9 protein-coding genes are annotated in these 13,794 nt (G+C 44.2%); 2 read left to right on the top strand and 7 right to left on the bottom strand.

Annotated features, from left to right (window positions below; genetic code table 11):
- The first annotated feature begins 93 nt into the window (after positions 1-93).
- Positions 94-1,068 carry a TDT family transporter gene (locus tag AACT21_RS16320; RefSeq protein WP_017045356.1) on the top strand — a complete coding sequence of 325 codons (975 nt, stop codon included), beginning with the start codon at positions 94-96 and terminating at the stop codon, positions 1,066-1,068.
- Positions 1,069-1,267: 199 nt separating this feature from the next.
- Positions 1,268-2,449 (top strand): alpha-hydroxyketone-type quorum-sensing autoinducer synthase, encoded by a 1,182-nt coding sequence (cqsA, locus tag AACT21_RS16315; protein WP_094163694.1) that lies wholly within the window; start codon positions 1,268-1,270, stop codon positions 2,447-2,449.
- An 86-nt stretch (positions 2,450-2,535) separates the two neighbouring features.
- On the opposite strand, the gene AACT21_RS16310 is transcribed toward cqsA, so the two are convergent.
- The 7 genes from AACT21_RS16310 to ytfQ form a co-directional block, all read right to left on the bottom strand.
- Positions 2,536-4,587: an ATP-binding response regulator gene (locus AACT21_RS16310; protein ID WP_013868489.1), complete on the bottom strand. Its 2,052-nt coding sequence runs from the start codon at positions 4,585-4,587 to the stop codon at positions 2,536-2,538.
- Between the two features lie 154 nt (positions 4,588-4,741).
- Entirely contained in the window at positions 4,742-7,783 is a 3,042-nt protein-coding gene (locus AACT21_RS16305) for an SbcC/MukB-like Walker B domain-containing protein (RefSeq protein WP_094163692.1), read from the bottom strand.
- Complete coding sequence (locus AACT21_RS16300) at positions 7,783-8,925, bottom strand: exonuclease SbcCD subunit D (protein WP_029388470.1); 1,143 nt, start codon at positions 8,923-8,925, stop codon at positions 7,783-7,785. Before AACT21_RS16300 ends, AACT21_RS16305 begins: the two co-directional genes overlap by 1 nt.
- A gap of 179 nt (positions 8,926-9,104) precedes the next feature.
- Positions 9,105-10,091, bottom strand: a complete 987-nt coding sequence (gene yjfF / locus AACT21_RS16295; protein ID WP_094163690.1) for a galactofuranose ABC transporter, permease protein YjfF — start codon at positions 10,089-10,091, stop codon at positions 9,105-9,107.
- Positions 10,084-11,109: a galactofuranose ABC transporter, ATP-binding protein YtfT gene (gene ytfT, locus AACT21_RS16290; protein WP_199868234.1), complete on the bottom strand. Its 1,026-nt coding sequence runs from the start codon at positions 11,107-11,109 to the stop codon at positions 10,084-10,086. Before ytfT ends, yjfF begins: the two co-directional genes overlap by 8 nt.
- A gap of 8 nt (positions 11,110-11,117) precedes the next feature.
- Complete coding sequence (locus AACT21_RS16285; RefSeq protein WP_094147339.1) at positions 11,118-12,623, bottom strand: sugar ABC transporter ATP-binding protein; 1,506 nt, start codon at positions 12,621-12,623, stop codon at positions 11,118-11,120.
- 120 nt (positions 12,624-12,743) lie between these two features.
- Positions 12,744-13,703 (bottom strand): galactofuranose ABC transporter, galactofuranose-binding protein YtfQ, encoded by a 960-nt coding sequence (ytfQ, locus tag AACT21_RS16280; protein ID WP_094151555.1) that lies wholly within the window; start codon positions 13,701-13,703, stop codon positions 12,744-12,746.
- Positions 13,704-13,794: the final 91 nt, after the last annotated feature.

Below are 13,794 nucleotides of genomic sequence, written 5' to 3'. Positions count from 1 at the left end.
TTAGAAAGTGAGATGTTGCACCACAACTCGATAAACTTGATAATGCGCTCGTTTGCTGGCTGCTAGAAATACATTATTCATTTTCTAGAGCAAATGATGACATGGAGTTTATCGTTGAACTGGAAAAGGTTAATTCAAGTACAAAGCACACCGCCCTCTCAAGCGGCGCTAGCATTAGGTGTGATCAGCCTCGGGCATGCGTGGGCGCTTTATATTCCCTCGGTCGGTCTCATTATTCGCCCCTATTTAGCACTGCTCGGTGCATTATTACTGCTGCCTGTCTTGCTAAAATACCTCACCAGCTTCAAGACATTCATGGAGGACATTCGCCACCCTCTTTCCGGTAGCTTGATGGCTCCAATGAGCATGACTTTACTGATCCTAAGTGATTATCTCGCTTTAATTTCACCGATGATTGCTTATCCTATTTGGTTTACCGCGCTCTTGCTGCACTTCACCATGATGCTGCTTTTCTTCAGTTTTCAGGCCATGAACTTTAAAATCAGCCATATTGTACCAAGCTGGTTTCTTTATCCGGTTGGGTTAATCAGTAGCTCGCTCGCTGGCACGCAATTTGGCCACACTGTCTTTTCAGAAACACTCGTCTCTGTCTGTATCGCTATCTATTTTTTTATGCTGCCATTGGTGTTATATCGTTTGGTGTTTGCTGGAATGTTACCTAAACGCGCACGCCCAACACTCGCCATTATGGCTGCTCCTATTAACCTCACCCTCGCGACGTATTTGGTCAACTTCCCTCATCCTGATCCAATATTAACAGGCGCACTGGCTGGCATTGCCATCACCATGACACTGCTTATTTACCTTTGCTATATCCGTCTGCTCAGGCTCAAGTTTCAACCGTCTATTGCTGCTGTGACCTTCCCTTCTGTCATCAGTGCTATCGCCATGCATCGTTTAACCACCTTCTTTGAAGGACAGTACCCGCAATGGCACTGGTTACATCAATTTGGGTTATTTGAATTGACTATTGCTACTTTCTTAGTCGTTTGGGTTTCTATTGGTTATATAAAAATGTATTGGCCTGAATTATTTGCTAATAAATAAAAACCTAATATTTATCTTTAATTAAAAATTAATTAGGGCTGGATAAGCCTAGGCAATGACGAACAATATAAAAGACACTATACCTTAATTTGCAATAGCAGCCAAAATAATAAAAACTCACTCGTGACAATTTTAAATTAATATTCAATATATCCTTTGTCAGCTGGCATTTAATTAAAAACATATAAAGGATATAACCATGAATTCACGTAAGTGGAAACACGAACTACCGGCTTCTATACAATCTAGAATTGACTATTTTATCAATGATTTGATTAATGCAAATGCTAACGGAAAACACCTAGTCCTGGGGAAAAGGCCAACAAAAAACGATATAGTGTTACAAAGTAATGATTATTTAAGCTTGGCTGATCATCCATTAATTAAAGCACGGTTGAAAAACGCCATCGATAAAACACATGATAGTGTTTTTATGTCCGCTATTTTTCTACAAGATGAAGAGTCTAAACCTTCATTAGAAACGAAATTTGCAGAATTTGTAGGCTTTGATAGTTGCCTTCTTTCTCAATCAGGATGGAATGCTAATACAGCCTTGTTGCAAGCTGTGTGCGGGCCACAAAGTAACGTCTACATTGACTTTTTTGCTCACATGTCAATGTGGGAAGGTGCTCGTTATGCTAATGCCAATATTCACCCATTCATGCACAATAATTGTGAGCATTTACAAAAACTGATCGCTCGACACGGCCCAGGGCTCATCGTGGTTGATTCGATTTACAGCACTATCGGTACGATTGCACCACTCACCGATTTGGTCACTATCGCCAAAGAGTATGGATGCGCCATTTTAGTTGATGAGTCGCATTCACTTGGCACACATGGCGAAAAAGGTGCAGGACTTGTCAGTGAATTAGGGTTAACTGCAGAGGTTGACTTTATTACAGCTAGCCTTGCGAAAACGTTCGCGTATCGCGCTGGCGCTATTTGGGCGAATAATAATGTGAATCACTGTATCCCTTTTGTGGGTTATCCCGCTATTTTTAGTTCAACTATTTTGCCTTATGAAGTCGAAGCGTTAGAAGCGACATTGGACATTATCAAATCAGCCGATTCTAAAAGAACTCAGTTGCACCGCAATGCACACACACTGCGTCGGGGACTAAATAGTATAGGGCTAAGCGTACGAAGTGAGTCCCAAATCATAGCGCTAGAAACCGGAGATGAACGAAATACAGAAAAAGTTCGCGATTATTTAGAAGAGAATCAAATATTTGGTGCTGTTTTTTGCAGGCCTGCCACTTCAAAGAATAAAAACATTATTCGGCTTTCGTTAAATAGTAATGTCACTGACTCACAAATTGACACCATATTAACCGTGTGTGAAAGGGCCAAAAATGATAGCAGTCTCTATTTCAAGTAAGTCACGCATCGACATACTAAACCAATGATACAATCTCAAATAAGAAGGATAAGGTAAGGAATAACCCTAGGGTTTACCTAGGGTTATTAAATCCAGTGACTTAATTTTTTTAACAATAGCGTTTTATCCGCTGGTTTTAAAACGTAATCATTCATTCCTGATGTACGGATTTTTTCTATCGTTGAAGGGCTATTGTCACCCGTATGCCCAATAATAGGCACTTTACTGTAAGAAGCGGTGGATGAACGGATAGATAAAGTGGCCGAAATACCATCCATAATCGGCATTTCAATATCCATTAACACCAAGTCAATTGAATTATTGGCCAACATTTGTAATGCTAATTCCCCATCGCTCGCTTGCAGTACTTCATACCCTTGCTTTTCTAGCAGCAGAGCGGTGAAGCTACGTAAGGAGTGGTTATCATCGACCAACAAAATTCGTTTTTCATAATCATATTGTTTTAATGGGATAACATTTTTATCGGCAATAAGCTCTTCCGTTTCAAAGAGTAGTTCATCAATAATCGCCGATCCATCCAATAACAATTTGTGCTTTTCAATTGGGTAAATGGTTAAATGACGCTCCATCGTCAGCGCGTAACGCTGATTTTGGTCATATAAATAGCAAACTTTTGCTTGTGTAAAATGCAGTTTAGGTTCCAGTTTGGTTAAGTAATCCGGCGTTTCATCCAACGTTTGCAGATCCACAAAGATCAGATCAAACTCAAATTCAAACTCTTCTCGACGCAAAGCACTCTCAGGCTCTAAGACATTAAGCTGGAAACCAAGATAGAACGATTTCTCACTGAGATAACGATTCACTATGCTCGTTTTGCCAATATAAAGCAGAGATTTCGCCTTCATTAGATCGAGTTTAATATTAGCGACGGCTTGCGAATCATACTCGGGAAACGTTAAAGTAAACTCCGTCCACTCTCCAAGTTCAGAACGGCAGATAATATCCCCTCCAAAAGCATGCATTACTTTACGGCAAAAGGGTAACCCCAGACCATAGCTGCCATTTTTACCGAAGGTATAAAAGTCTTTAAAAATATCGTCCAGCAAATGAGGTTCAATACCAACACCATTGTCTTTCACTGTAATTTGGTGGCAATTCTCACTTGATTTCAAGGTGATATGGATATTAAACATATCGTTATTTTGATAGTAGAACGCATTCTTGAGTAGATTGTAGAGCACGTATTTTAACAGTGTACTGCTGCCTAAAAAATCAAAGTCATCCACCACCTTAAGAGTCACTGCCTGCCTGTCTTCTGGTCTTTTATAAGAAAAACTGCGCAGTGCCTCTTCTATAACAGGCTTTACAGCATGCTTTTTAAAGGTCGATGTTGAGACCCTATTTTGATCAATCGAGGTTAACAGCAAATCAATGGTCTCATTACCGGAGCGAATGACTTCATCAGCATCTCTTAATAGCCCAGCAATCAGCTCTAAATCTTTAGACGGTAGCGTATAAGATTCTGATTTGGATGCCGTAGGATTGGGCAATACTGAACCCATTACTTCAATTGACGCTTTTAACGCACTTAATGGATTTCTCATTTCATGCGCAATCCCTGCGCCAAAAGACTTGGCAATCGACACCTTCGCTTCATGTTCAATTTGGTTACGAAAATAGAACAGGTTGCCAAAAATGTAAGTAAATAGAAAAATCGGTACGTATGGCCATTCCACCATCACTCGCAGTTCCGCGTCCATTACGCCATAAGTCACAAAGTAAGCACATGCTAATGCAATGGCGGCTTGAATCAGCATAACTTTTGTTTCGTGGACTAAGAGGATATGGAGGAAAATAGACGCCATGAACGACATCGCCCAGATCGTTGACCAATCGTTCATCAGCATCATGTAGCCAAAAAAGAATGGCAAACAAAATCCTATTGAAAACAAGTAATAGTAAGGTAAGTAGTGCTGTAAATGTTTCGGCGTTGAATTGCGAAAAATAATCCCCGCAAATAAAATGGCGCAAATCGCCCGTAACTCCATACTTTCATAAGGTTGTGGAAAGAGATAAGTCCACACGTAATAATAAAGGGGAAAACCAATGAACCCCATCCATCCCACAAGGGTGAGGTTCGGCTCAGCGTACTGGTATATTTTTTTTACTACGTCCATGTAACCTTACCAAACTGATACATTCATTTTTATAATCATAATTGTGCATAACCTGATTGCGCATAACCTGTTTTTTTGAAAGCGTCGAAGTCAGTTACACTCATCACGCCATACCTATTAATAACTAGCACAAGATAGACCACATTCCCATTCATTATGCAACAAGTCTTATTGAGCTGCCGTTATTTCTCGCCACATCGACATCAATGCGTAAGGCTATTTGCTCTTTCAGCTCGCTCACGTGAGAAATGATGCCGATCGTTCGGCCTCCTTGTTGTAAGTCGACAAGGGTTTGAATCGCCAAGTCCAATGACTCAGGATCTAAACTGCCAAAACCTTCATCGATGAACAGTGTATCCAGTTTAATACCGCCGCTATATGATTGCACCACATCCGATAAACCCAGCGCCAATGACAACGCCGCCATAAAAGATTCACCACCAGACAAGGTCGCCACATCTCGCCATTTTCCGGTGTAACCATCTTCGACCATCAGATCAAGCCCTGAACCCACATTACCTTTGGCGCGATCTTCTTTACGCTTGAGCAGGTAACGCCCCTTACTCATGATCTGCAGCCTCATTGAGGCTTGGATCAGCACATCATCTAACAGCACGCCAAGAACAAAGCGGTGTAAACTCACTTTAGCGCCTGTTTTGCCGTTGGCGATATCGCTCAAAGTCCCAAATACTTGGTACTCTTGCTCTAAGGCTTCATTTTTTATATGTAAAATAGCGATTTTTTCTTTCACACTGGTTAAGGCATCCATTTTAGACCGTAACGTGCTCCATTGATCCAGTGCGCTTTGCTGTAACATGGCTACAGCCTCGACCGCGCTTGCATACTCAGCAAGATTGGGCTCACTTTTTTCACTCAGCTCACTGGCTAATGTTTGAAGCTGGGCGTTTAACGTCGTACTTCTTTCGTCAAATTGTTTGATCTGCTTTTCAAGCTGCTCGATCTGCTGTGAAGATAAACGTGCCTGTAAATAGTGCTCAGTATCGTCGAACTGGCTCTCAATCAGCGCACTGTGCCACTGTTGCTGTGACTGCGTAAACGCATTTTGCCAATGAATCTGGTGTTCGACCGCCGCCGCCAACGCCGCTTTCGCACCAGAAAAATCAGCGTTCGCTTGATTGAAGCGCGCTTTGGTTTCCGCATCTAAATGGTTGAGATTGGCTAATTGCAGCTCTAACTGGGTTAAAGATTGGTGCAAATGCAAACTGTCTTGATACAACTCCGGGATCCCTTGGCTTAAGGCAGAAACTTCGGTCTGCTCTTTGGCAACCGTCAGGGTGGCTTGTTCGACTTTATGCTGCTGCGTTTCAGCATTTTGCTTAGCTTGTGCTAACTGCAATTCTAATTTTGCCAATTGTTGAGCTAATTGCTCTGGATTGAGCGATTCAAGATGAGCAATGGAATGTTCAAGATCGCTTTGAGCTTGCTGCAGTTGCACTAAACTTTGCGTATTTCCAGATAATGACTCCCTCAAACTTGCCATCTCTTGCTCAAGCCGTGCGTATTGGGTCTCTCGCAGTTGTTGCTGTTTTAGCGTTTCTTGCTCTGTGGCCAGTTTGTTTTGCTGTATCGCTCTCGCCTGCTGCACTTGCGCCTTAGTCACCGTTTCTCCGGTATAACGCGCTAATTTAGGATGATCGCAACTGCCACACACCGGGCACTCGTTGCCTTGCTCCAAGGTTCGGGCCAGCTCGGCGGCTTGGTTGGTGTGCCAAATCAGCTCTAATTTATCGGCTTGCTGTTTCGCGTCCAACGTTGCGTGCTGTGCCAAATCAAACTGCTGCTGACTATAGCTCAGTGCAGCTTGCTCTGTGGCTAAACGCTGTTCAAGCTGCTGCAGCTTTAATAAGCGATCAATCTGCTGTTTGATGGTTTCAAGCTCTAAGCGCTGTCCTTTTAACTCAGCCAACTGCTGGCTAACTCTTTCGCACTCTTGACGCTTAAGCATAATTTGCTGCTCAAACTGCTCAACAGCGGTGCGCAAGTTGTGGCGATTTTGCGTCGCGAGCTCCACTTCACGTAAGGCTTGTTGCAGCGCTTTTTGATGATGCTCCCGTTCAACAAGCTTAGTTTTGATTAGGTTTAAGTCATAAATTTGTTGCATCAGATTCGGCACTATTTTGACTTTTTCTGCCGCGTCTTCTTGAGCCGCTTTAGCTTGTTGCCACTGCTGTTGTGACTGTGTAAGCGCTTGTTCTTTTTCGACTTTTGCTTGGTTGGCCGCTTCTAACTGACGTTGTGACGATTGTAATTCGTAATAGGGTGAATCTAAGCGCGTAGCTTGCAAGGCTTGATGCCTTTGAGCTTTTACCGCATCGATGACTGACGATTGTGCATCGTGATCGGCTTTAAGTTGCACGAGTTGACGCTGCTCTTGAAATTGTTTAGCAAGGGTTTGCGCCGCCTTTTGCTCGCTGCTCGCTGCATCAAACCTTTGCTGGGCATCTAGATACGCTGCGTGAGCGGCCGTCAATTGCGGTGACAGCTCAGCAATGCACGTTTCAAGGTGTGACTCGCTAGTTGCGTTCACGACGTCCAATGCGCCTTTAATTTGGTGATCAAATTCTTCTTTCGCTTTGCGGATCCCCGCCGCTTTCTCAAACAGCGCTCGTTCAATTTGGCTATAAATGTGGGTTTGAAACAACTGACCAAAGATTTGCTCCCGCTCTTTGGAGTTGGCAGTCAGTAATTCACGAAATTTCCCTTGGGGGATGACCATCACTTGGCGAAACTGTTTTACATCTAAACCGACCAATTCCACCATTGCTTTACCGACGGGATTGGGTTTGTTAGCAAGCAATTTCATTTCGCCATCGACCCATTCAAACAAGCTCGCGGCATGGAATTTTTTTGTTGAGCCTTCACCGCGTTTTTTCGGCACTTCTTGGTCGGGCGAGCGATCAACTTGGTAGATTCGCCCGCCAAGCTCAAACTGGTAGCTGATTTCGGTGAGCGTGTGCGGGTCCGCGTAGTCGCAGCGCATTTGATCACCAGTACGCTCACTGCCTGTCGTTTCACCATACAAAGCGTAGCAAATGGCATCGAGCAGTGAACTTTTGCCCGCTCCGGTTGGACCATTAATCAAAAATAGCGGCGAGGCTCCCAAGGCGGTAAAATCCACCACTTCTTTATGAGCAAAGGGGCCAAATGCTTGCAGAGTCAATTGTATTGGACGCATTAGACTTGGGCTCCCGGCTTTAGTGCTTGAATGACGTCGATCACCGCTTGCTCTTGCGCTGCGGTTAACGCTTCTTGCTTAGCTTCTAAGAAAAAATCGCGGAACATATCCACCTCACCGCGTGCCAAACGTGCACGCCCCATTGCTTGATCAACTCCCACCAACATGCCCGGTTTTTCTAAATGCAGTACGTTGGGGTAGGATTGACGCAGTTTTTCCATCGGGTCCAGTATCGCGTGTTTGTCGGTAAGACGAACCAACAGATAATCGTGGTTGTGTGGGTCTGTTTTGCCTTGCTCTATGATCTCCAGCAACTCACCTTCAATAATACGCATGCTATGAGGAGCAGTCAGTGGCACATGCGTGGCGCTGGCAAAACCTTGTTCATCAAATTCAACCAAGGTCGCTCCTTTCTTGTGGTGCTGCTCTGAAAAGCTGTATTTCATTAGAGAGCCAGAGTAACGGATATACTCTTCCCCCTTTTTCTGCGGTTGGTGCAGATGGCCGAGCGCAACATAATCAAAAGGTACAAAGTGTTGATGACTGACACGATCAGAGCCGCCAATGGACAAAGGACGTTCAGAGTCAGATTCGATAGCGCCATCAACAAAGCAGTGGCCAATCATAACGTGACGTTGTGACGGATTCCACTGCGATATAATCTTCTCAATAAGGTATTGATGGGCTTCATCATGACTGGTTACGGACTCTCCAAAGTGGTGGCGAACGACTTCAGGGTCGTTATAAGGCATACCATAAAATGCCACTTCACCAGCAGTGGCTGATTTTAGCACCACAGGCTGCATCATCTGTTCAAAATTGCTAATAATGTGCAAGCCCGAGTGTTGCATCTGCTTGGCCGCAAAGCCTAAACGCTTCGCCCCGTCGTGGTTACCGGGGATCATAATTAAGGGGATGGAAAGCTCGTTGCACACGCGGTTGACTATATCATCCATCAATTCAATGGCTGCAGTCGGTGGGACTGAACGATCGTAGATATCTCCGGCGACGATTAAAGCATCCACCCGATTACACTGCAGATACTCAATCAACTGATTGAGTACTGCGCGCTGATCATCCAATAAAGAAACGTTGTGAAATTGTCGACCGAGATGCCAGTCAGAGGTGTGAAGAAACTTCATTCCAACCCTAAAAATATCGAAAATCAAAGTGCTTCATAATACGCGATTAACCAAGAAAAGCGACGTAAGATCGAGAAAAACACCACTTCATCGAAAAAATTGACGGCTGAAACGACTTATATTAGTTGCGGAATATGCTTAGACCTTCAACAAAAAATGGAAGGCCTAATACTGCTCCACTAAGACTGTACCGATAAGTTCGCCTTAACTCTCTGCTTGCTCGTAAAAATAATCAGCAGACGCTGTAACCCAATAAAACTAAACAATAAAATTCCAATGATAATTTTTGTCCACCACGAGCTAAGCGACCCATCGAAGGTGATGTAGGTTTGGATAAGTCCTTGTATCAGCACGCCAAACATCGAGCCAAATACAGTTCCAACCCCTCCTGAAAGTAGTGTCCCGCCAATAACAACCGCAGCGATTGCATCCAACTCAACGCCAACAGCGGCTAGTGGATAACCTGCAGATGTGTAGATAGAAAATACGACACCAGCAATACTCGCAATGAGGGTCGATAACGTATAGATACCGATCGTCGTTTGCTTCACGGGTACACCCATCAACTCCGCAGAAGTAGTGTTACCTCCAATCGCATACACATTATTGCCAAAACGCGTACGGTGAGCGATCAGCATGCCTGCGGCGACCACCACTAACATGATGACAGCAAGTAAACTTAATCGGCCTCCCCCTACCACCTTCCATGACATACGTGACAAAGAATGAAACACGGGGTGATCAATCGGTAATGATTGCTCAGACATTAAAAAACTGGCACCGCGTAAGAAAAACATTCCGGCAAGAGTAATGATGAATGCTGGAATTTTCAGGGTGTGGATCAGCCAGCCCATCATCGCTCCAAATAGAGCGCCTAACATTAAAACAGCAGGAATAGCAATGGCTGGTGCAACGTACCATTCACCAATCATCTTGGCTAACAACACCCCAGTGAATGCGATGACTGATCCCACCGACAAATCAATTCCGCCGGAGAGGATAACAAAAGTCATACCCACGGCAATAATTCCCAAAAAAGCATTGTCAGTCAGTATGTTACAAATGATACGAGTCGAGAGAAATGTCGGGTATTCAAATAAACAAACCAAATAACCCAGCACAAACACCATAATAGTGATAACTAAAGGTAAGTTCCGTTTAAACATGATGCGATCTCCCTTTGATAAACTGTACTAACGCAGGGGACTGGATCACTAGCACGACAAGCACCACAATTGCTTTCACAATTAGGTTCCACTGCGGTTGGTAGCCTGAGAGTAAAATACCCGTGTTGACACCTTGAATAATGAGGGTGCCCACAATGGCTAAAAACAGATTAAAACGCCCACCCATTAACGACGTGCCGCCAATAACGACGGCTAAGATGGCGTCCATCTCTAACCATAAGCCCGCATTATTGGCGTCTGCCCCACGGATGTCGGCCGTAACGATAATACCTGCAATGGCGGCCATAATACCGCTAATGACATAAGTACTGATCACAACGAGCGGCGTATTTACACCGGAATTTTTCGCCGCACGAATATTAATGCCCACCGCTTCAATAAACAGACCGAGTGCACTTTTTTTCGTTAATAACCAAATACCGAGTGCGGCGACGATGGTGATGATTACTGGTGTCGGGAGTAATAACCAAGAGCCACTGCCGATCCACGATAGCGCTTCATTATTGAAGGTGATGATCTGCCCTTCAGTGATGAGCTGTGCAATACCGCGGCCAGCCACCATTAAGATCAAAGTGGCGACTATGGGTTGGATTTTGAAAATAGCAACGAGAAATCCATTCCATAAGCCACAAAGTGCGCCAACGCAAACAGCAGAGAACAGCATCAACGGTACCCCAAAAGTGCCGTGAGCGGCCATGCTGGCCAAAGTCGCACCGCTGATCGCCATGACCGCTCCTACCGAAAGGTCAATGCCTCCGGTCGCGATCACCAACGTCATTCCAATACTAAGTAAAGCCACTGGTGCACAGCGATTGAGGATATCAATCACGCTCCCAAACAGCCGCCCATCTTGGATATTAATGGAAAAAAAGTTATCGGCCACAATCGCGTTGACCAGTAGCACAATCACTAACGCCACAATCTGCGGCGACCCTGTCGGCATTTTTATTTTCCATCGATTTGCCTGATCGACAGGTTTGATAACTGACATCGTCATACTGACCCTCACATCGCAATGGCATTCATAATGGCAGGAACGGAGAGATCAGCAGTCGGGATCTCAGCGACTTGTTTTCGGTCTTTCAGTACAATAACGCGATCGGCATAGCCGACTAACTCTTCTAATTCTGACGAAATGACTAACATTGCTAATCCATTTGCACATAGTGATTCAATTAATCGAATAATCTCTGCGTGAGCACCAACGTCGATACCACGTGTCGGCTCATCAAGGATCAAAAATTGCGGTTTGGTCAGTAGCCAACGAGCGAGCAAAACCTTCTGCTGGTTGCCCCCAGAAAGAAACTGAATCGGCTGCTCAGCCGTAGGCGTTTTTATGTCGAGCTGACGAATGAAACGCTGCGCAATCTCTTTTTGCTCTTGTTTAGAGAGCGGGCTAAACCAACCACGCTGAGCTTGCAGCGCCAAAATAATGTTTTCACGGACAGAGGCTGACGCGATAATGCCATCGGTTTTTCGATCCTCAGGACAAAAACCAAAGCCATTTAATGATGCTTGCCGAGCAGAGCGAACTTTTGCAGGTTTACCATCCACAGTGCAATAACCAGCATCAGTAGGAATAATACCAAATATCACTTGTGCCATTTCCGTACGTCCTGAACCCAACAGACCCGCTAACCCGACAATTTCACCTCGGTGAACTTCTAAGAAAAACGGGTCAATCGTGCCTTTTTTGCCATAGTTATCAAAACTGACCAAAGGGCTATCACTTAAGCGCGTTTTACCCGCACGGTGTAGTGCATTGTCCTCTAGATCGCGACCAAGCATCATTTTGATTAGTTCTATCTGGCTCAATTCAGCCGTCATTTTCGTCCCGACCAGCTCACCATTACGTAGAACAGTGATGCGATCACTCACTTGATAAACTTGATCGAGAAAATGAGTAATAAAAACCAACCCCATCCCTTGGCTTTTTAGCCGACGCATAATGGTAAAAAGCATTTCAACTTCATGCGAATCCAAACTGGCGGTAGGTTCATCAAGAATCAAGATCTTGGCTGAGAGCGACACAGCACGAGCAATCGCAACAATTTGCTGCATCGCAACAGAATATTGGTTCAGAGGCAAACTCACATCGATGTCAAAGCCGTAACTTTTCATCATTTGCTTTGCTTGCAACACCATATTGCTACGATCGAGAAGACCGTATTTCTTCAGTTCACGGCCAATAAAAAGGTTATCAACAATGGACATGTTGGGCAGCAAATTGACTTCTTGGTACACAGTACCGATACCTAAATTTTGTGCATGTGCGGTACTTTGAGGCGAAATCATCTCTCCATCTAAGCAGATCTGCCCCTCATCGCGCTGGTAGACCCCAGTTAACGTTTTGACCAACGTTGACTTCCCTGCACCATTCTCACCGAGCAACGCCATGATCTCGCCACGCCTCAGTGTAAAGTCGACATTAAATAATGCTCTAACCCCAGGAAATTCTTTCGTTATCCCTTTAGCATCCAATAATACATGTTCATCTTGACTGTATGACATAATTGCACCGCAAGTCATCTCACCATATTTCTTACATCAACACTCCCCAACACATGTTTTATATAATAGAGAAATATGATGAGACTTTATTTAAGGTAAATTCAAATTAAACAACAGTGATTAATAACCCATATCTTTTTTGAGTGCCAATTCGGTTTTAGCACTATCTGGCAGGAACAATTTAGACTCAGTAACAATATGTTTAGGAGGCAGAGTGCCATTATTTAGATAGTCATGTAATGCATCAAAAGCCGGGCCGGCCATATTAGGTGTTAATTCAACTGACGCATTCGACTCACCAGACATCATCGCTTTAAATATATCTGGCACACCATCAATTGAGACAATTTTAATATCTACCCCTGGTTTTAACCCAGCTTCTTTGATAGCTTGAATAGCACCGATCGCCATATCATCATTATGAGCGTAGACAGCACAAATATTCTTACCGTTACTTTCAGCCTTGATGAAGCTTTCCATCACTTCTTTGCCTTTACTGCGAGTAAACTCGCCCGATTGAGTGCGTATAATTTTTAGGTTGTCTGCCTTATTCACTACATTGAGAAAGCCCTGCTTACGATCTAAGGCCACACTCGCTCCAACCGTTCCTTGCAGTTCAACGATATGACATGGCTTTCCAGCTTGTACCTCTTTCAACCAATTACCAGCGACTTCACCTTCATGAACACTGTCCGCGGCTACCGATGTCATGTAGAGAGAATCGTCGTTCACTGTGATGCCTCTATCCAATAAAAACACCGGAATCTTGGCCTCTCTTGCTTCTTCCAGCACTGGTCCCCAGCCGGTTTGCACAACGGGCGCGATAAAAATCGCGTCAACACCTTGAGCGATAAACGATCGAACCGCCTTGATCTGGTTCTCTTGTTTTTGCTGTGCATCGGAAATCTTCAGTATGATGCCACGTTTCTCTGCCTCTGATTTTGCCACACTTGTTTCGGCGGCCCGCCAACCTGATTCAGAACCAATTTGAGAGAATCCAACGGTGAGAGAGTTCGCATAACTTGCACCACACATCAAAATTGTGCTGATGACAGTGGCCATTTTTAATGGTTTCAACATAATTTGTCCCTTATTACTGTTGTAGAGTTTCACGTAATTTATTTTAAACATTTAACTCCCCACTTAATTTTATATTTACACGGCTCAATCG

Source organism: Vibrio sp. V08_P9A1T1 (genome assembly GCF_963874405.1).
In the GTDB taxonomy this organism is placed as follows: Bacteria; Pseudomonadota; Gammaproteobacteria; order Enterobacterales; family Vibrionaceae; genus Vibrio; species Vibrio anguillarum.
Note: the sequence above shows the minus strand (reverse complement) of the source record. Positions and strands in the feature narration are given on the sequence as shown.

Bases quoted from the DNA above. Each gene is read 5' to 3' on its own strand.
- ytfT (WP_199868234.1), bottom strand. From the start codon at position 11,109: ATGACGATGTCAGTTATCAAACCTGTCGATCAGGCAAATCGATGGAAA.
- AACT21_RS16320 (WP_017045356.1), top strand. From the start codon at position 94: ATGATGACATGGAGTTTATCGTTGAACTGGAAAAGGTTAATTCAAGTA.
- AACT21_RS16305 (WP_094163692.1), bottom strand. From the start codon at position 7,783: ATGCGTCCAATACAATTGACTCTGCAAGCATTTGGCCCCTTTGCTCAT.
- AACT21_RS16300 (WP_029388470.1), bottom strand. From the start codon at position 8,925: ATGAAGTTTCTTCACACCTCTGACTGGCATCTCGGTCGACAATTTCAC.
- cqsA (WP_094163694.1), top strand. From the start codon at position 1,268: ATGAATTCACGTAAGTGGAAACACGAACTACCGGCTTCTATACAATCT.
- AACT21_RS16285 (WP_094147339.1), bottom strand. From the start codon at position 12,623: ATGTCATACAGTCAAGATGAACATGTATTATTGGATGCTAAAGGGATA.
- yjfF (WP_094163690.1), bottom strand. From the start codon at position 10,091: ATGTTTAAACGGAACTTACCTTTAGTTATCACTATTATGGTGTTTGTG.
- ytfQ (WP_094151555.1), bottom strand. From the start codon at position 13,703: ATGTTGAAACCATTAAAAATGGCCACTGTCATCAGCACAATTTTGATG.
- AACT21_RS16310 (WP_013868489.1), bottom strand. From the start codon at position 4,587: ATGGACGTAGTAAAAAAAATATACCAGTACGCTGAGCCGAACCTCACC.